Raw genomic sequence first — 17,719 nt, 5'->3', positions numbered from 1 at the left:
ACCCGGTCAGGGCGCGATCGGAAGCTGGCGCTTGTGCTCGGTGGCGCGGTAGCGGGCCACCAGCGCCGCCTCCACCTCCGCGGGGACCGGCCGGCCCTCCAGGTAGTCGTCGATGTGCTCGTACGCCAGGCCGAGCGCGTCCTCGTCGAGCTTGCCCGGCGCCAGGGTCTCCAGGTCGGCCGTGGGCGCCTTGCCGACCAGCTCGGCGGGGGCGCCGAGCGCCGCGGCCAGCGCCCGCACCCGCCGCTTGGTGAGCCCGGTCAGCGGGACCAGGTCCGCCGCGCCGTCGCCGTGCTTGGTGAAGAAGCCGGTGACCGCCTCGGCGGCGTGGTCGGTGCCGACCACCAGCCCGCCCTCCGCGCCGGCCACCGCGTACTGGGCGATCATGCGCTGCCGGGCCTTGACGTTGCCGAGCACGAAGTCCTGCTGCGCGGCGTCGCGGAAGGTCAGGCCGCCGGCGACCAGCGCGGCCAGGGCGGCGTCGGCGGCCGGCTTGACGTCGACCGTGAGCACCCGGTCGGGACGGATGAACTCCAGCGCGGTCTGGGCGTGGTGCTCGTCGGCCTGCACGCCGTAGGGCAGCCGCATGGCGACGAAGACGGCCGGGTGGCCGGCGGCGCGGGCCCGTTCCGCGGCGAGCTGGCAGAGCCGGCCGGCGGTGGTCGAGTCGACGCCGCCGCTGATGCCCAGGACCAGCGTGGTGAGGCCGGTGTCGACCAGGCGGTCGGCGAGGAAGACGACGCGGCGCTCGATCTCCTCGGCGGCGTCGAAGGTCGCCGGCACCCGCAACTCCTCGGCGATCCGTTGCTGGGTCGACATCACGTCGGTCATCGGGGGTGGGGTCCTCTCCTCGTCAGGCGGGACCGAGCAGGTCCCAGGGGTTGCCGGCGAGGTCGCGGAACACGGCGACCCGCCCGTACGGCTCGGTGCGCGGGGGCTTGACGAACTCGACCTTCGCCTCGACCATCCGCCGGTACGTGGCGTCGAAGTCGTCGACCTGGAGGAAGAAGCCGACCCGGCCGTGGGTCTGGTCGCCCACCGCGGCCGCCTGCCGCTCACCGTCGGCGCGGGCCAGCAGCAGCCCGGTCCCGCCGCCCGGCGGGCGGACGACCACCCAGCGCTTCGGCCGGCCGTCGTTGGTCAGCGAGGGCTTGTCCTCCACCAGCTCGAAACCGAGTACCTCGGTGAAGAAGGTGATCGCCGGGTCGTACTCGGCGACGACGAGGGTGACGAGGTCGATCCGCACCCGGTCAGTCCTGGACCGCGACCAGGGTCGGCAGGTGCCGCTCGACCACCGGCAGCACGTCGGCGACCGTGACGGGGCGGCCCAGTTCGGCGGTGAGCGAGGTGACCCCGGCGTCGCGGATGCCGCACGGCACGATCCGGTCGTAGTGGCTGAGGTCGCAGTCGCAGTTGATCGCGAAGCCGTGCAGGGTCACGCCCCGGGCCACCCGGATGCCGATGGCGGCGACCTTGCGGGCCGGCCCCCGGTCGTCCTCCGGCACCCAGACGCCGCTGCGCCCCTCGACCCGGCCGGCGGCCAGCCCGAACTCGGCGCAGACGTCGATCAGCAGCTGCTCGGTGCGCCGGACGTACGCGACCACGTCGACCGGGTCGGGCAGCCGGACGATCGGGTAGCCGACCAGCTGCCCGGGGCCGTGCCAGGTGATCTTGCCGCCGCGGTCCACGTCGACCACCGGGGTGCCGTCCATGGGCCGGTCCCACGGCTCGGTCCGCTTGCCGGCGGTGTAGACGCTGGGGTGCTCCAGCAGCAGCACGGTGTCGCCCTGCTCGCCGGCCACCACGGCCTCGTGCACCCGGCGCTGCTCGTCCCAGGCGGCCCGGTAGTCGATCAGGCCGGCACGGACGGCGGTCAGCCCGGAAGTCGTCACGCTCACCTGTCCAGCCTAGTCCCGCCGTGCCGGGCGGCACCGTGTGAGCCTCGTCGCGAGCGCGACGAGCGCGGCCCGCGGTTGCGGGCGCCGGAGTGACCGGTCGCCGTCAGGCCGGCGGCACCCGCCAGACCCAGACGTCCTCGACCCGTTCGGGCGGGCCGAGCAGGGCCGTGGCGGTACGCCGCACCGCCTCCTCGTCGACGTCGAACTTCGCCCCGTGCACCCGGTCGGCCAGCACCACCGTCTCGACCCGCCAGTAACGCAGGTCGGCCCGGGCCTCCCGGATGCTGCCGTCGGTGATGATCGGCACCAGCCCGGTCCGGCCGGCCTGGTCCATGAGCGCGCTGAAGGTGCGCGGGACGGGCCCGATCCGGCCCCGGCCGTCCGGCCCGCCCGGGCCGAGGAAGAAGCCGGCCGGGATGCGGAACTCGCCCTGCCGGTGCGCCAGGGCGTACGCCTGCCAGCGCTGGCCGTCGGGATAGATGTCCACGGTCAGCGGCAGCGGGGTGAGCACCCCACCGGGGGAGACGTAGCGCTGCCAGGCGCCGGTGGTGATGAACGCCGGCACCGGCTCCCGGACGCTGGTCAGCAGCGGGGTGGGCAGCAGCGGCAGCAGCGCGGCGGCGAAGCCGAGCGCCCAGGCCAGCTCGGTGGAGCGGTGCCGGGGCGGCCGGGCGCGCAGCGAGTCGACCGCGTACGCCAGCAGCAGCCCGATCACCGGGGCCACCACCAGGGCGAGCCGGGACGGCAGCGCCGCGTTGATCACCGGCAGGTTGTCCAGCACCCCGAACGGCAGCAGCTGGTCGGTGCGGTGGCCGTTCCACTTGGCCGTGGGGCCCCAGGAGAGCACGGCGAAGACCAGCGCGGTCACGGCGAGCGCGGTGAGCGTGGCCCGGAACGCCCGGTCGGCGCGGCGCCGGAGCAGGACGAAGCAGGCCACGGCGAGCAGCAGCAGCGGGATGCCGAAGAAGGAGTTCTCCTCGGTCGGGTTGGGCGCCAGCGAGGTGCCCAGTCCGGCCCAGCCGGCCAGCGACCGGCGGGGATACGACCCGAAGGCGGCGATGTCCTCGGAGTGGATGAGCGGGTCGAAGCCGGTGCCGTGGAACCGCTGCGGCCCGGCGAAGTGCAGCCACAGCGGGTACGCCAGCAGCACCGCGGAGACGAGCGCGGTCACGCCGAGCCCGCGCAGGAAGTTCGGCAGCGCGGCCCGCGCCTCGGCCCGGCGTGCCGGGTGCAGCGCCCACACCAGCAGGAACAGGGCGAGCGCCAGCGCCGTGAAGAAGAGCCCCTCGGCGGCGATCGAGAAGGCGACCGCCACCAGCACGCCGAGCACGACGCCGCCGGCGACCGCGCGCCCGGGGCGGCGCAGCCGGAGCACGCCCCAGATCAGCAGCGGCACCAGCCAGCCGGCGGTCCAGTTCAGGTGCGCGTTGGCGTGCGACACCATGGCCGGGCAGTAGGCGATGAAGAGCGCGCCCACCCCGGCGGCCAGCCGGCTGGCGACCAGCTGCCGGCTGAGCAGCCAGTACCAGGCCACCGCGGTGGCGGCCAGGTTGAGCGTGAGGATCACCAGGAACGTCGCGGGCGGCCCGATCAGGTACGTCAGCGGCGCGAAGACCACCGCGTACGCGGTGATCGAGGTGTTGACCGCGAGGTTCACCCCGTCCGGCACGTTGATCAGGTGGGTGAAGAGCGGGTTCTCCCCGTGGGTCACGGCGTGCCCGCCGAAGGCCAGCAGCCACTCGAAGAGCGCCTGGTCGCTGGAGTTCACGGTGATCGTGCGGGTGTTCGGGTCCCGCCACATCCCGCTGGTCACCCAGAGGGCCAGGGCCACCGCGGCGAGCACCAGCACCAGGTCGGCGCGCCGGTTCCGGGTGGCGGGCGCGGTCGACGGGCCGGTGGCCAGGGACGGGGAGGACGGCACGCAGCGGACGTTACCAACCGGACCTGGACCCGCCGGTCAGACACGAAACCCGGTGGGGACGGCCTCGTCCGCACACTTCGGCGTCCGTGAATGTGTGAACCGCGGCCATTCCGGCGGCGCGAAACACGGACGTAACGTCGCGGCAACTCGAAGGTGACCCAGTTCACAATTCGTCGTCAGGAGGTCGCCGTGCGCCGTTCCTCATCCCTTCTCACCCGCCTGGCCGGGGTGGCGGCCGGGGTCGTGCTGGCCGCGGCCGCCGTTCTCGCCGCCGCGCTGCCCGCACAGGCCGCCACGCTCACCCAGGTCACCGGCTTCGGCTCGAACCCCGGCAACCTGGCCATGTACGCCTACCGCCCGGACGGCCTGCCGGCCAACGCCCCGGCCGTCGTGCTGCTGCACGGCTGCACCCAGAACGCCTCGACCTACTTCACCAACTCCGGCTGGCAGAAGTACGCCGACCAGTGGAAGTTTGCGCTGATCGTGCCGCAGCAGCCCTCGGCGAACAACGCGAACTCCTGCTTCAACTGGTTCGAGACCGGGGACACCGCCCGGGGCCAGGGCGAGGCGCTCTCGATCAAGCAGATGGTGGACTACGCCCGGTCCACCTACGGCACCGACGGGAGCCGGGTCTTCGTCAGCGGCCTGTCCGGCGGCGGGGCGATGAGCGCCGTCATGCTCGCCACCTACCCGGACGTGTTCGCCGCCGGCTCGGTCGTCGCCGGCCTGCCCTACCGCTGCGCCACCAGCATGACCAACGCCTTCACCTGCATGAACCCCGGCGTGGACAAGACCCCGGCACAGTGGGGCGACCTGGTCCGCAACGCCTACCCCGGCTACACCGGCAAGCGCCCCCGGGTGGCCATCTGGCACGGCACCTCGGACACCACCGTCGCGCCACTGAACGCCGCCGAGTCGCGGGACCAGTGGACCAACGTGCTGGGCGTCCCGCAGACCCCGAGCAGCACCGCCTCGCTGCCGGCGGGCACGAGCATGGAGGTCTACGGCAGCGACCAGGTGCGGCTCTACCGGGTCTCCGGCATGGGCCACGGCACCCCGGTCGACCCGGGCTCGGCGGCCGACCAGTGCGGCACCGCCGGGGCGTACTTCCTGGACACCATCTGCTCGACCTACCGCGACGCGCTCTTCTTCGGCCTGAACGGCGGGGGCGGCACGCCCAGCCCGACCCCGACGGCGACCGCGTCGCCGACCCCGACCCCGACCACCGCCCCGGTCTGCGTCACCGCGAGCAACTACGCGCACGTCACGGCCGGCCGCGCCTACCAGTCCGGCGGCTACGCCTACGCGCTGGGCAGCAACCAGCGGATGGGCCTCTACAACACCTTCTACACCAGCACCCTCAAGCAGACCGGCCCCGCCTACTGGGTCATCGGCTGCTGACCGGAGCCGCCGCCCTCACCGGCTCAGTCGGTGAGGGCGGCGTGCAGCGCGCCCGCCAGGTCCGGGTGGGTCCAGGCGAAGCCGGCCTTGCCGAGCACGCCGGGCAGCACCCGGGTGCTGGTGAGCGCCTCGTGGGCGAAACCGCCCAGGGCGACCTTCAGGGCCACCGCCGGGATCGGCATGATCGCCGGCCGGTGCAGCTGGCGGGCCAGTTCCCGGGTGAACTCGGCGTTGGTGACCGGAGCCGGACCGACCACGTTGACCGGGCCGGCGAGGTCGTCGCGGGCCAGCAGGAAGGTCACCGCGTCCAGCCAGTCCCGCAGCGAGATCCACGGCAGCCACTGCCGGCCGTTGCCCAGCTTGCCGCCGACGCCCAGCCGGAACGGCAGCAGCTGCGGTTTGAGCGCTCCGCCGTCGCGGTGCAGCGGCAGCCCGGTGCGCAGCCGCACCACCCGGGCGCCGGCGTCCTCGGCCGGGCGGGTGGCCGCCTCCCACACCCGGCAGACGTCGGCCAGGAAGCCCTCGCCGGCCGGCGAGTCCTCCTCGACCGTCCGGTCGCCGGTGTTGCCGTACCAGCCGACGGCGGAGGAGTTGAGCAGCACGGCGGGCCGGTCGGCGGCGGGCAGCCCGGCGATGGTGATCGCCAGCGTGGTGGTGCTGTCCACCCGGCTGGACCGGATCAGGCCCTTGTACGCGTCGTTCCAGCGCTTGTCGCCCACCCCCGCGCCGGCCAGGTTCACCACCGCGTCGGCGTCGGCCACCACCTGCGGGTCGAGCTGCGCGGCGGACGGGTTCCAGCGCCGCTCGTCAGGCGTGCGCGGCGCGCGGCGGACCAGGCGGGTGACCTGGTGCCCGTCCGCGGTGAGTCGGTCGACCAGTCGGGTGCCGAGGAAACCGGAGACTCCGGCCATGAGGATCCGCATGGGCATATCTTCGGATACGGACGCCGGCCCGGATGCGTTGAGCGGAATCACTCACTCGTCGTTCCCGACTCCCGCCCGCCGACCTCGCGGCGGCTCTCGTGGGTGAATCCGCCTCACTCCCCGGTCCGGCCGTCGATCGCCTCCCGCAGGATGTCGGCGTGCCCCAGGTGGCGGGCGTACTCGTCGACCATGTGCGCGAGAACCCAGCGCAGGGAGTGCACTTTCCCGGTGCCGGGGTTGCGGCCGACCGCGTCCAGCGGGCGCTCGGCGGTGATCCGCCGCGAGGCGGCCACCTCCGCCCGCCAGAGCGCGAAGGTCTCCGCGCCGGTGGCCTCCGCGACGGCGGTGAACGGGGCGTCCGGATCGTCGGTGAGGTCGTAGAGGTCGCCGGGGGAGGCCTCGGCGAGCACCGCCTGGAAATACCACCGCTCCACGGTGGCCAGGTGCCGGACCAGGCCGATCAGGGACAGGCCGGACGAGGGCACCGGCCGCAGGCGCAGCTGCGCGTCGGTGAGGTCGGCGCACTTGCGGACCAGCGCGTCCCGCTGGAAGTCCAGGAAGGTCTCCAGCAGGGTGCGTTCGTCCACGGTGGCCGGCAGCGCGAACCGTTCATCGATCATTGGCCGGATCGTACGCGCGTTCGACCGTCGCTGGGGGGCGGCCGCGGCGGCCCGGCCGCGCCGTGCGGCAACCGCCGGTGCCGGTCAGTCCCGGCCGGCCAGTGCGGCCGCCACGGCCAGGGCGAACCGCGCCGGGTTGTCGACCATGATGTTGTGGCCGCAGTCCGGAATCGCCACCGCGTCGACACCCGCGGCGGCCAGCCGGTTCGCGTCGGACCGCGGCCCGTCGGCCGCCGGATACAGCACCGTGCGCGGCACGGCCAGCCGTTCCAGTTCCTCGCGCACGCCCGGGGTCGTGCCGCGCAGCAGGCTCATGGCCGTGCGGTAGAGCGCCTCCCGTCCGGCCAGCCGCATCGTGGCCGCCCACTCCGGCCCGACGAACGCCATCGTCTCGTCCCAGCCGTGGTCCAGGAAGTCCTGCTCGGTGTGGTAGACGCCGATGCCCGAGCTGCCCGGCCGCTTGGTCGTCGGCAGCGTCTCCGGTGCGTCGAGGGCGGGATCGACGAGCACGAGGCGGCGTACCAACCGGGGGTGGCGCGCCGCCAGCAGGACCGCTACGGCGCCGCCCATGCTGTGCGCGATCACGTCGGCGTCCGTCACCGCGGCCCGGTCCAGCGCGTGGGCCAGCAGGTCCGCGTGCAGGTCCAGGGTGTACGCCGCGTGCGCCGGCCGGTCGCTGATGCCGAAGCCCAGCAGGTCCATGAGCAGTGAGCGGTGCCCGGCCAGGGCGGGGTGCGCGACGGCTTCGGCGTAGTAGGGGGCGGAGCTGGCGCCGAGCCCGTGCAGGTAGACGCGGGTGGGTTCGGTGCCGGGGATCTCGGCCCAGCGGATCCGGGAACCGTCCGGGGTGACTGTCGCGCTATGCATGGCCAGGAAGATACCTCTTACACGAGGTATCCAGGCAAGAGGGTATATCGGAAGGGGGGTATGATCTGGATCATGTTGGAACTCGCGGTTCTCGGCTTCCTCTACGACGACCAGCTGCACGGCTACGACCTGCGAAAGCGCATCGCCGTCCTGACCGGGCACGTGCGCCCGATCGCCGACGGCACGCTCTACCCGCTGCTCAAGCGCCTGGAGGCGGCCGGGCTGCTGACCCGCGAGCTCCAACCCGGTCAGGTGGCCGCGCCGCGACAGGTGCTGTCGCTGACCACCGCCGGCCGCCAGGCCCTGCTCGACCGGCTGCGTGAGCCCGAGGACCTGTTCATCACCGACGAGAACCGGTGGTTCACCCTGCTCGCGTTCCTGCGTCACCTCGACGACCCGGCGGCCCAGGCGGCGGTCCTGCGGCGGCGCCTGACCTTCCTCACCCAACCGGCCAGCTTCTTCTGGGACGGCGACCGGCCGCTGCGCGCCGCCGACTTCGACGACCCGTTCCGGCGGGGTCTGTTCACCATCGCGACCGCGACAACCCGCACCGAGCTGGCGTGGCTGCGGGAGACGCTCGCGGATCTCGACGCCTGAGCGCCCGGGTGTCGCGGCGACCGGCCCGGAATGCCGGCGGGCCGGGGCTGGTCAGGCGATGGCGGCCAGGCGGGGGAGCAGCGGCGCCAGGGCGTCGACGGCGCCGGCGCGGACCACGAAGCGGCTGATCCCCCAGCGGCGCCGGTGCTCGGCGACGGCCGCCACGATCTCGTCCGCGGTGCCGATCAGCACGAACGGGGTGGCCAGCAGATCGGCGACGGACAGCCCGGTGTCCGCGGCGATCGCGGCGGCCGCGGCCTCCGCGTCGTCGGTCACGGTCACCTGCTGGACCAGGGCCTCCAGCGCGGGCGGCGCGTCCCGCCCGGCCGCCCCGGCCGCCACGTGCGCGAGCTGCGCCTCGATCTGGTCGGCCCGCCACCGCACGTCGTGGGCGTGGCCGTCGGCCAGGGTACGCCCGAAGCCGGTCAGCCCGACCACGTCGGCGTGTGCGCCGGCCCAACGCAGCAGCGTCGAGTTGGCCGTACCCATGGTGAGCGGGACCCGGTCCCGCACCGGTCGCAGCTCGGTCAGCCGGGCGGCGTACGCGGCCAGCTCGGGGGTCTCCACGGTGACCTCGTTCCCGGCCAACAGGTCCCGCACGGCCTCGGCGACCGCGACGCAGCGGCGGACCCGCCCGGCGACGTCGGGGCGCTCGCGCCCGACGGCCCGCCACTCGGCCGGGGTGTGTCCGGCGCCCAGGCCGAGCCGGGCCCGGCCGCCGGAGACCACGTCGAGCGTGGCCACGTCCGTGGCGAGCAGGATCGGCTCCCGCAGCCCGGCGTTCGAGACGTACGAGCCGAGGCCGAGCGTCGAGGTCACCGCCGCCGCGGCCGCGAGCGCCACGAACGGCGACGGGCCGTGGCCGGGGTGGTCGGCGGCCAGCAGCGCGTCGAAGCCGGCCGCCTCGACCCGCCGGGCCAGGTCGGTCCAGCTCGCCGCGTCGGTCGGGCCGGACTGCACGGAGAAGATCACCATCGGCCCAGCATTCCCCGGGTACGCCGGTCCCGGCCAGCCCGGACCCGCCGATTCTGCTGACCGGCGAATCCGCGGGAGTCGCACCGGCGGGGCCCCTTCCCGACGCCGGGGGTCACGAAGGGGCCCCGCCCGGTCAGGCGGCCCGGTGGACGGCGTCGAGGCGGGACAGGTCGTCGTCGGTGAGGCGGAGCGCCGCCGCGGCGACGTTCTGCTCCAGGTGCGCCGGGTTGCCGGTGCCCGGGATGGCGAGCACGTTCGGCCCCTGGCGCAGCGTCCAGGCCAGCCGGACCTGCGGCGGGGTCACCCCGTGTGCCCGGGCCACCGCGTGCACCTCGCCGTGCTCCTCGCCGCTCGCCCCGGCCTCCCGCCCGCTCGTGGCGAGCGAGAAGAACGGCACGAACGCGGTCCCGTGCGCGGCGCAGTCCCGGATGAGCGCGTCGTTGCTCCGGCGGTAGCCCAGGCCCCACGAGTTCTGCACGCAGACCACCGGGGCGATGGCGCGCGCCTCGGCGACCTGCTCCGGCTTCACGGCGGAGACGCCGAGGTGGCGGATCAGGCCGGCGTCGCGCAGCTCGGCGAGCGCGCCGAAGTGCTCGGCCAGCGGCTCCGGGCCGTACACCCGGAGGTTGACCACGTCGAGGTGGTCCCGGCCGAGCTGGCGCAGGTTCTCCTCGACCTGGCCGCGGAGCTGGTCGGGTCGGGCCATCGGCAGCCACTGGCCGGACGGGTCCCGGCCCGGCCCCACCTTCGTGACGATGACCAGGTCCTCCGGGTACGGCGACAGCGCCCGGTTGATCAGCTCGTTGGCCGAGCGCAGCGGCGAGAAGTAGAACGCCGCCGTGTCGATGTGGTTGACGCCCAGCTCGACCGCGCGGCGCAGCACCGTCACCGCCCGGTCCCGGTCACCGGGGCTGCCGTCTGCGTTCGCGGTCAACCGCATCGCGCCGAAGCCGATCCGGTTGACGATGCGGTCGCCGAGCTGCCAGGTGCCCGCCGCGGCGGCGTTGACGGTGTCGATGGTCATGCGGTCTCCGTCCGTTCGAGGATGGTCCCGTCTCCGGGTGGCGTGACGCCGAGCAGTTCCACGGGGTCGCCGGCCAGCCGGTTCAACGCGGCGACCAGTTTCCGCTCCTCGTAGCTGAAGTGCGACTCCAGCAGCGCCGCCAGCCCGTCCAGCTCGGCCCGGACGGTCCGGACGTCGGCCGCGCCGGCGAGCAGGACGTCGATCCGGCGCAGCAGGTCGGCGACCACCCGGTGGTCGGCGCTCAGTTCGGCGAGCACGGGACGCAGCTCGGGCGCCCGCTCGGCCAGGGCCTGGAACGCGCCGACGTCCTCGCCGGTGTGGTGCCGGTCCAGCGCGGCGCAGAAGCCGACGCAGTGCGCGCGCAGCTCCCGGCTCAGGGTGGCGTCGCCGCCGGTGGGGGAGTCGAGGCTCGCGCGGAGCCGGGCCAGCTCCTCGCGGAGCCAGTGGTGGATCTCTATCAACTGGGTGCCGAGGGCGGTCAGCCGGCCGCTCGACGGGTGGGATGGGTGCACATGGTCCCCTGCTGTCCCGCGCCTCCATGCCCACGGCGGCCTCCGTGCCGGGTGCACCGCGACGCTGCGCGCCAGTCTAGAACACGCACGTCCTCACTCGCCCTCGTCGCGTTCGTGGGGCTCGTGCCAGCGTGCCCGGTAGGCCGCCTCGTGGGCCTCGTGGCTGGTGCGCTCCTCGAAGACCAGCCTCCGCAGCGCCCGCCGGCCCTCGTCGAAGACCACCACCTCGGCGGCCACCATGCCGACGGTGATGGCGGTCAGCAGCGTCAGGGCGGCCAGCGCGGGCAGGTGCACGGCCACCGGGATGCCCACGGCCAGCAGCAGTACGGCGACGACCCGCGTCCAGCTCAGCGTGCGCAGGGTGCGGAGCTGGAAGAGCATGTTGCCGCAGACGTAGCAGATCACCCCGCCGAAGAGCAGCGGCACGCCGGGGCCGAGGGCCGGCAGGTGCTGCGCCACGTGCGGGTCGGCGATCTGGTGCACGATCATCTCCGCGCCGAGCGCGAACAGGATGATGCCCGCGATCATCGGCAGGAACAGGTAGCCGTAGGCGTCCCGGGCCATGGCGACGCGGGGGCCGTCCTCGGCGGCGTGCAGGGCGATCCGGGCGGCCGGCCCGATCATGTCGTAGTGCGCCCACCAGAGCGCGGCGGTGAAGAAGATGCCGAGCACGGCCGCCGCCACGGCCGGCCAGGTCGGCGGCTGGCCGAGCAGGTTGCTGCCGACGCCCACGGAGATGACCGACTCGCCCAGCGCGATGATCAGGATGAGGTCGTACCGCTCGGTCCAGTGCTCGGCGGAGGCGACGCCCCAGCCCCAGGTGCCGGCGACGAGGCCCGTGGCGTACTGGAGCAGCACGACGAGCGCCCACAGCCCGTCCCGGACCGCCGCCGCCGAGAAGAGGTCGTCGATCTTCGGCGGGATCAGCGCGGCGACCCCCAGCAGCAGGGTGCTGCCCACCAGCTCGGGGGTGAACCGGAGGAGCTGGCGGCGCTCGGCCGGGCTGTCGCGCACGGCGTGCAGGTAGAGCAGCAGGTGCACGCCCCGGATGACGGTGTAGCTGATCGCCGCGACGATCGGCCCGGCCGCGTTGCCGCGCGGGTCCCGGAACGCGTTCGGCAGGGACAGGGCGAAGGTGAACAGGGCCGCCATGCCGACCGTCATGAGGACGGGGACGAAGCCCTCGCCGAGCCGGATCCGGGTGGCCACGATGCTGTGCACGACCCACGTCCACCACAGCACGGCGAGGACCAGCAGCGCGTGCAGCAGCGCGCCGCCGTTGACCTGGAGCGCGGTGGCCCGGGTGATGATGAAGAACGAGAAGACGAAGACCAGGTCGAAGAAGACCTCGAACCGGTCCACCCGGGCCCCGGGTGCCACCGGCACCGCCGGTCCGAGGCGTCCCCGCCACCCGAAGCCGCTCACCGACCGAGTCTGTCAGCGCCGGGTCGGCGGCGGGTCGGATTGGGCTCAGTCCGGGCGGTGGCGCAGCCCGTCCATGAGCAGGTCGAGCAGGCGGCCGGCCTGGGCGCGCTGCTCCGGTTCGCCGGCCACCAGGGAGACGCCGCTCAGCCCGGCGAGCACGTCGGCGGGAGCTACGTCGGCGCGGACGGTGCCCGCGGCGGCGCCGGCCGCCAGCAGGTCGCCCAGCGCCGCGAGCAGCCGGTCCCGGCTGTGCGCGTACGGGTTGGCGCCGGAGGCGATGGCGAGCCGCAGCGCGTCGGCCATTCCTCGCTTGGTGGCGAGGTAGTCGACGAACCGGTCCATCCAGGCCCGGACGGCCGCCTCGGCGGGCAGTGCGGCGAGCAACTCCGGGACGGCGTCGCAGAGCTTGGCCAGCTCGTTGCGGTAGGCCGCCTCGATCAGCGCCTCGCGGGTGGGGAAGTGGCGGTAGAGGGTGCCGATGCCGACCCCGGCCTCCTTGGCGATGCGGTCCAGCGTTACCTCGCCGCCGGCCTGGGAAAACGTGTGGACCGCGGCGTCCAGCAGTCGCTGCCGGTTGCGCAGCGCGTCGGCGCGCAGCGGGCGGTCGGGCACGTCCCCTCCTCGGCTCGACCGGGGCGTGGGCCCGGCCGGGTTTGGCAACCGGAGGAACCTCCGGTTAGTGTCGGAGTAACGGAGGATCCTCCGCTTCTCATCGTAGCGCTCGGACGACCGGTCCGTGCCGCCGCCGACAAGGATGGATCATGACCACCAGCACACCCGTCAGCACCCCGTTCTCCCGCGAGACCACCGCCCTGGAGGTGGTCCGTGACCTCGACCTGACCGGCCGGCGGGCCGTCGTCACCGGCGGCGCCTCCGGCATCGGCGTCGAGACCGCCCGCGCGCTCGCCGCCGCCGGGGCCGACGTCACCCTCGCGGTCCGCAACACCGAGGCCGGGCAGCGCGCCGCCGCCGACATCACCGGCACCACCGGCAACGACCGGATCCTGGTCGCCCCGCTCGACCTGGCCGACCTCGGCTCGGTGGCCACCTTCGTCCGCACCTGGGACGGGCCGCTGCACATGCTGGTCAACAACGCCGGCATCATGGCCTCGCCCGAGATGCGCACCGAGCAGGGCTGGGAAATGCAGTTCGCGACCAACCACCTCGGACACTTCGCGCTGGCCACCGGGCTGTACCGGTCCCTGGCCGCCGCGGGCGGCGCCCGGATCGTCTCGGTCAGTTCCTCGGCGCACCTCCGGTCACCGGTGGTCTTCGAGGACATCCACTTCCGCCAGCGGCCGTACGACCCGTGGGCGGCGTACGGGCAGTCGAAGACGGCGAACGTGCTCTTCGCGGTGGACGCCACCCGGCGCTGGGCCGGCGACGGGATCTCCGCCAACGCGCTCATGCCGGGCGCGATCCGGACGAACCTCCAGCGCTACGTGAGCGACGAGGACCTGGCCCGGTTGCGCGCCGAGAGCGGTGGCGGGGACTCCCCGAGCTGGAAGGACACCGAGCAGGGCGCGGCCACGTCGGTGCTGGTCGCCGCCTCGCCGCTGGTCGCCGGCGTCGGCGGCCGGTACTTCGAGGACTGCCAGGAGGCCGGGCCGAACCAGCCGGGCACCCGCACCGGCTACGCCCCGTACGCGCGGGACCCCGAGGCCGCCGAGCGGCTCTGGGAGGTCTCCGAGGAGCACCTGCGCGGCTGACCCGGAAACGACGGGAGGGGCGCGCGGCTTCCGCCGCGCGCCCCTCCGCCGTCAGGAGGTCAGAGCCCCAGTTCGGCCTCGAAGTTGCCGGCCTCCAGCCGCTCCTTGACCGCGACGAGGAAGCGGGCCGCGTCCGCGCCGTCGATCAGCCGGTGGTCGTACGACAGGGCCAGGTAGACCATCGACCGGACCGCCACGACCTCGCCCAGGTCCGGGTCGTTGACCACGACCGGGCGCTTCACCACGGCACCCGTGCCGAGCATCGCCGACTGCGGCGACGGCACGATCGGGGTGTCGAAGAGCGCGCCCCGGCTGCCGGTGTTCGTCAGCGTGAAGGTCGCGCCGGCGATCTCGTCCGGGCTGATCTTGTTGGTCCGGGTCCGCTCGGCCAGGTCGGCGACCCGCTTGGCGATCCCACCCAGGTTGAGGTCACCGGCGTTGTGGATGACCGGCACGAGCAGGCCCCGCTCGGTGTCCACGGCGATGCCGAGGTGCTCGGCGTCCGGGTAGGTGATCGTCCCGCCCTCCAGGTCCAGCTGGGCGTTCAGGATCGGGTATGTCTGCAGCGCCTCGATGGCGGCGAGGGCGAAGAACGGCAGGAAGGACAGCTTCACGCCGTGCCGCTGCTGGAAGGAGTCCTTGGCCTGGGCCCGCAGCTTGGCGATCCGGGTGACGTCCACCTCGATCACCGTGGTGAGCTGCGCCATCTCGTGCAGCGACTCGTGCATCCGGTTGGCGATGGCCTTGCGGATCCGGGGCAGCTTCTCCACGGTGCCCCGCTTGCCGCTCGGCTGCGGCTTCGCGGCCGGCTTGGCCGGGGCCGCGGCGGCCGGTGCCGGCTGCGCGGCAGGCGCGGCCTGGGCGGCCTTCGCCTTCTCGGCCGCCTCCAGCACGTCCTGCTTGCGGATCCGCCCGCCGACGCCGGTGCCGTTGACCGAGGAGAGGTTCACCCCGTGCTCGGCGGCCAGCTTGCGGACCAGCGGGGTCACGTAGCCGGCGCCCTCCTCGCCACCGGCCTGCGCCGGGACGGTCGGCCGCTGCGGCGTGGTGGCCGCCGCGGGCGGGGTCGCGGCCTGCTCGGCCTTGGCCGGCTGCGCGGCCTGCTCCGCCTCGGCGGCCGGCTCGTTGTAGGACATGCCCGGGGTCGGCTCCTCGACCGTGGGCTCCGGCTTCGGCTCGGCCTTGGGCTCGGGCTTCGGCTTCGCCTCGGCCTGGGGCTCCGGCTTCGGCTCCGGCTTCGGCTCCGCCTTCGGCGCGGCGCCGGCCGCGCCCACGATCGCCAGGACACCGCCGACCTCGGCGGTCTCGTCCTCGGGGACCTTGATCTCCAGCAGCGTGCCGGCGACCGGCGACGGGATCTCGGTGTCGACCTTGTCGGTGGAGACCTCCAGCAGCGGCTCGTCCACCTCGACGGTGTCGCCGACCTGCTTGAGCCAGCGGGTCACCGTGCCCTCGGTGACGCTCTCACCCAGGGCCGGCATCTTGACCTCGGTGCCCTCGCCCGACGGCGCGGCGGCCGGGGCGGGCTCCTCGACGGCCGGCTGCTCCGCCTCGGCCTGCGGCTCGGCGGCGGCCTGCTCGGCCTCCTCCGCCGGGGCCTCCTGCTGCGGGGCGGCCCCGCCGGCCTCCTCGCCCTCACCGGCGATGATCGCCAGCTCGCTGCCGACCTCGGCGGTCTCGTCCTCGCCGACCACGATCCGGCTCAGCACGCCCGCCGCGGGCGACGGGATCTCGGTGTCCACCTTGTCCGTGGACACCTCGAGCAGCGGCTCGTCGGCCTCGACGGTGTCGCCCTCCTGCTTGAGCCAGCGCGTGACGGTGCCCTCGGTGACGCTCTCGCCGAGCCGGGGCATGGTGACCGATACCGGCATGTTCTCCAGACTCCTTCATTCCCCTGGTGGGATCATCGCCCGTCGCCGGACGCCGCGGTTGTCGTGTCAGGCGTGCGCGTGCAGCGGCTTGCCGGCCAGGGCCAGGTGTGCCTCGCCCAGGGCCTCGTTCTGCGTCGGGTGGGCGTGCACGAGCTGCGCCACCTCGGCCGGGTAGGCCTCCCAGTTGTAGATGAGCTGCGCCTCGCCGATCAGCTCGCCCACCCGGGCGCCGACCATGTGGACGCCGACCACCGGGCCGTCCTCGACCCGTACCAGCTTCACGTGGCCGGCGGTCTTGAGGATCTGGCTCTTGCCGTTGCCGCCCAGGTTGTAGTTGTAGGTCTTGATCTTGTCAGCGCCGTACTGCTCCTTGGCCTTCGCCTCGGTTAGGCCGACCGAGGCCAGCTCCGGGTCGCAGTAGGTGACCCGCGGGATGCCGGCCTCGTCGATCACGGCCGGGTTCTTGCCGGCGATCTCCTCGGCGACGAAGATGCCCTGCTGGAAGCCGCGGTGGGCGAGCTGGAGGCCGGGCACGATGTCGCCGACCGCGTAGACGTTCGGCACGCTGGTGCGCAGCCGCTCGTCGGTCAGCACGTAGCCGCGGTCCATCTTGACGCCCTGCTCCTCGTAGCCGAGGTTGGCGGTGGTCGGGCCGCGGCCGACGGCGACCAGCAGCAGCTCCGCCTCGACGGTGTCGCCGCCCTGGATGGTCAGCTTCACGCCGTTCTCGGTCTTCTCGACCTTCTCGAACGGCTTGCCGACCTTGAAGTTGATCTTCCGCTTGCGGAACGCCCGCTCCAGCGCCTTCGAGGACTCCTCGTCCTCGGCCGCGACCAGCCGCGGCAGCGCCTCGACGATCGTCACGTCCACGCCGAAGGACTTCCAGACGCTGGCGAACTCGACGCCGATCACGCCGCCGCCCAGCACGATCGCCGAGGAGGGGACGCGGTCCAGGGTCAGCGCGTGGTCGCTGGTGATGATCCGCTCGCCGTCGACCTCCAGGCCGGGCAGGCTCTTCGCGTACGAGCCGGAGGCCAGGACGATGTTGCGGCCGGTGTAGCGCTTGCCGTCGACCTCGACGACGTTCGGCCCTACCAGCTTGCCGGCGCCCGCCACGAAGGTGATCTTCTTGGCGCCGCCCACCAGGCCCTGGAGGCCCTTGTAGAGGCGGGAGATCACGCCGTCCTTGTACGAGTTGACCGCCGCCATGTCGATGCCGACCAGCTCGGCCTTTACGCCGAACTGCTCCGACTCGCGGGTCTGGTCGGCGATCTCGGCGGCGTGCAGGAGCGCCTTGGTGGGGATGCAGCCGTTGTGCAGGCAGGTGCCCCCGAGCTTGCCCTTCTCGATCAGGGCGACGGACAGGTCCAGCTGGGCGGCACGCAGCGCCGCCGCGTAGCCGCCGCTACCACCTCCGAGGATGACGATGTCGAAGGTTGCGTCGTTCGGCTCGCTCACGTCCAACTCCCAGGTCGCGTCGCTGCATCGGGGGTTACGGCGGAGTAACAGGCACACCCCACCTCGGTCATCTTGTCACCACCGGGGACGGGGCGCGTAGTGAGGTGCCCAACGACACGTCGGTGACACGTACGCTTGGCACCGTCTTCGATGACGGACGGGGGAGGAGTGGGTTCGGTGGGGCTGTTCCGACGACGCAAGCAGGCGGGCGCGGTGAGTCGCGACCGGGTCGCCGACCGCGCCGATCTGGACCATCTTGAAAGTTTCGTCCGCACCCGGCGGGGCGTCGAGGCGTTCCTGGAACCCCGGACCACGGTCACCGAGACCACGATCATGCTGATCGCCGACGACGGCGAGTGGACCCGGCGGCGGGTCGGCGGGCCGGAGGAGGCCCGCCGGTTCGCCCACCGGCTGGCCATCCCGATCTACGACGTCCGGCTGATGGGCTACCCGCAGCGGATGCGCGACTACAACGAGCGCCGCAAGCGCCGCCCCGAACTGTTCTGACCCGGACACGC

The 17,719-nt window shown here is 73.6% G+C and carries 18 protein-coding genes; 4 read left to right on the top strand and 14 right to left on the bottom strand.

Translation table 11 applies throughout. From position 1 onward, the window contains the following. Window positions 1-6: 6 nt before the first annotated feature. The 4 genes from nadE to ACZ6PY_RS07770 form a co-directional block, all read right to left on the bottom strand. Window positions 7-831 (bottom strand): ammonia-dependent NAD(+) synthetase, encoded by an 825-nt coding sequence (gene nadE / locus ACZ6PY_RS07785; RefSeq protein ID WP_466070195.1) that lies wholly within the window; start codon window positions 829-831, stop codon window positions 7-9. Window positions 832-853: 22 nt separating this feature from the next. Then, on the bottom strand, window positions 854-1,246 hold the full coding sequence (locus ACZ6PY_RS07780) for a VOC family protein (RefSeq protein WP_466070193.1): 393 nt from the start codon (window positions 1,244-1,246) through the stop codon (window positions 854-856). Window positions 1,247-1,250: 4 nt separating this feature from the next. Continuing rightward, entirely contained in the window at window positions 1,251-1,898 is a 648-nt protein-coding gene (gene lipB, locus ACZ6PY_RS07775; protein ID WP_466070191.1) for a lipoyl(octanoyl) transferase LipB, read from the bottom strand. Window positions 1,899-2,001: 103 nt separating this feature from the next. Beyond that, a complete protein-coding gene (locus ACZ6PY_RS07770; protein ID WP_466070189.1) occupies window positions 2,002-3,819 on the bottom strand; it encodes a DUF6311 domain-containing protein in 1,818 nt (605 codons plus the stop codon). Between the two features lie 189 nt (window positions 3,820-4,008). Between ACZ6PY_RS07770 and ACZ6PY_RS07765 the strand changes: the two genes are divergently transcribed. Next, entirely contained in the window at window positions 4,009-5,220 is a 1,212-nt protein-coding gene (locus tag ACZ6PY_RS07765; RefSeq protein ID WP_466070188.1) for an extracellular catalytic domain type 1 short-chain-length polyhydroxyalkanoate depolymerase, read from the top strand. Window positions 5,221-5,243: 23 nt separating this feature from the next. Here ACZ6PY_RS07765 and ACZ6PY_RS07760 read toward each other — a convergent pair whose 3' ends face one another. From ACZ6PY_RS07760 to ACZ6PY_RS07750, 3 genes are all read right to left on the bottom strand, one after another. Then, window positions 5,244-6,143 (bottom strand): TIGR01777 family oxidoreductase, encoded by a 900-nt coding sequence (locus ACZ6PY_RS07760; protein ID WP_466070187.1) that lies wholly within the window; start codon window positions 6,141-6,143, stop codon window positions 5,244-5,246. 113 nt (window positions 6,144-6,256) lie between these two features. After that, on the bottom strand, window positions 6,257-6,763 hold the full coding sequence (locus tag ACZ6PY_RS07755) for a DinB family protein (RefSeq protein WP_466070185.1): 507 nt from the start codon (window positions 6,761-6,763) through the stop codon (window positions 6,257-6,259). 84 nt (window positions 6,764-6,847) lie between these two features. Next, window positions 6,848-7,630: an alpha/beta fold hydrolase gene (locus tag ACZ6PY_RS07750; RefSeq protein WP_466070184.1), complete on the bottom strand. Its 783-nt coding sequence runs from the start codon at window positions 7,628-7,630 to the stop codon at window positions 6,848-6,850. Between the two features lie 72 nt (window positions 7,631-7,702). Between ACZ6PY_RS07750 and ACZ6PY_RS07745 the strand changes: the two genes are divergently transcribed. Then, window positions 7,703-8,227 (top strand): PadR family transcriptional regulator, encoded by a 525-nt coding sequence (locus ACZ6PY_RS07745; RefSeq protein ID WP_466070182.1) that lies wholly within the window; start codon window positions 7,703-7,705, stop codon window positions 8,225-8,227. A 51-nt stretch (window positions 8,228-8,278) separates the two neighbouring features. Here ACZ6PY_RS07745 and ACZ6PY_RS07740 read toward each other — a convergent pair whose 3' ends face one another. From ACZ6PY_RS07740 to ACZ6PY_RS07720, 5 genes are all read right to left on the bottom strand, one after another. Next, on the bottom strand, window positions 8,279-9,202 hold the full coding sequence (locus ACZ6PY_RS07740) for an LLM class flavin-dependent oxidoreductase (protein ID WP_466070181.1): 924 nt from the start codon (window positions 9,200-9,202) through the stop codon (window positions 8,279-8,281). 133 nt (window positions 9,203-9,335) lie between these two features. Continuing rightward, the gene (locus ACZ6PY_RS07735) at window positions 9,336-10,226 is read right to left on the bottom strand and encodes an oxidoreductase (RefSeq protein ID WP_466070179.1); all 891 of its coding nucleotides are present in this window, start codon (window positions 10,224-10,226) and stop codon (window positions 9,336-9,338) included. Next, the gene (locus tag ACZ6PY_RS07730) at window positions 10,223-10,738 is read right to left on the bottom strand and encodes a hemerythrin domain-containing protein (protein ID WP_466070177.1); all 516 of its coding nucleotides are present in this window, start codon (window positions 10,736-10,738) and stop codon (window positions 10,223-10,225) included. Before ACZ6PY_RS07730 ends, ACZ6PY_RS07735 begins: the two co-directional genes overlap by 4 nt. 93 nt (window positions 10,739-10,831) lie before the next feature. Beyond that, window positions 10,832-12,163 carry a low temperature requirement protein A gene (locus ACZ6PY_RS07725; RefSeq protein WP_466070175.1) on the bottom strand — a complete coding sequence of 444 codons (1,332 nt, stop codon included), beginning with the start codon at window positions 12,161-12,163 and terminating at the stop codon, window positions 10,832-10,834. Window positions 12,164-12,208: 45 nt separating this feature from the next. Continuing rightward, window positions 12,209-12,775, bottom strand: coding sequence for a TetR/AcrR family transcriptional regulator (locus tag ACZ6PY_RS07720; RefSeq protein ID WP_466070173.1), 567 nt, complete (start codon window positions 12,773-12,775; stop codon window positions 12,209-12,211). Between the two features lie 149 nt (window positions 12,776-12,924). Between ACZ6PY_RS07720 and ACZ6PY_RS07715 the strand changes: the two genes are divergently transcribed. After that, entirely contained in the window at window positions 12,925-13,872 is a 948-nt protein-coding gene (locus ACZ6PY_RS07715; protein ID WP_466070171.1) for an SDR family NAD(P)-dependent oxidoreductase, read from the top strand. 59 nt (window positions 13,873-13,931) lie between these two features. On the opposite strand, the gene sucB is transcribed toward ACZ6PY_RS07715, so the two are convergent. Together sucB and lpdA are read right to left on the bottom strand one after the other, a co-directional pair. Further along, a complete protein-coding gene (sucB, locus tag ACZ6PY_RS07710) occupies window positions 13,932-15,743 on the bottom strand; it encodes a 2-oxoglutarate dehydrogenase, E2 component, dihydrolipoamide succinyltransferase (protein ID WP_466070169.1) in 1,812 nt (603 codons plus the stop codon). 66 nt (window positions 15,744-15,809) lie between these two features. Then, window positions 15,810-17,201: a dihydrolipoyl dehydrogenase gene (lpdA, locus tag ACZ6PY_RS07705; protein WP_466070167.1), complete on the bottom strand. Its 1,392-nt coding sequence runs from the start codon at window positions 17,199-17,201 to the stop codon at window positions 15,810-15,812. 177 nt (window positions 17,202-17,378) lie between these two features. On the opposite strand from lpdA, the gene ACZ6PY_RS07700 reads away from it, so the two are divergent. Beyond that, window positions 17,379-17,708: a hypothetical protein gene (locus ACZ6PY_RS07700; protein ID WP_466070165.1), complete on the top strand. Its 330-nt coding sequence runs from the start codon at window positions 17,379-17,381 to the stop codon at window positions 17,706-17,708. Window positions 17,709-17,719 lie beyond the last annotated feature (11 nt).

This window comes from Micromonospora sp. NPDC048907 (assembly GCF_055586885.1).
The sequence above is the reverse complement of the archived record's forward strand: the minus strand, read 5'-3'. Positions and strand labels throughout refer to the sequence as shown.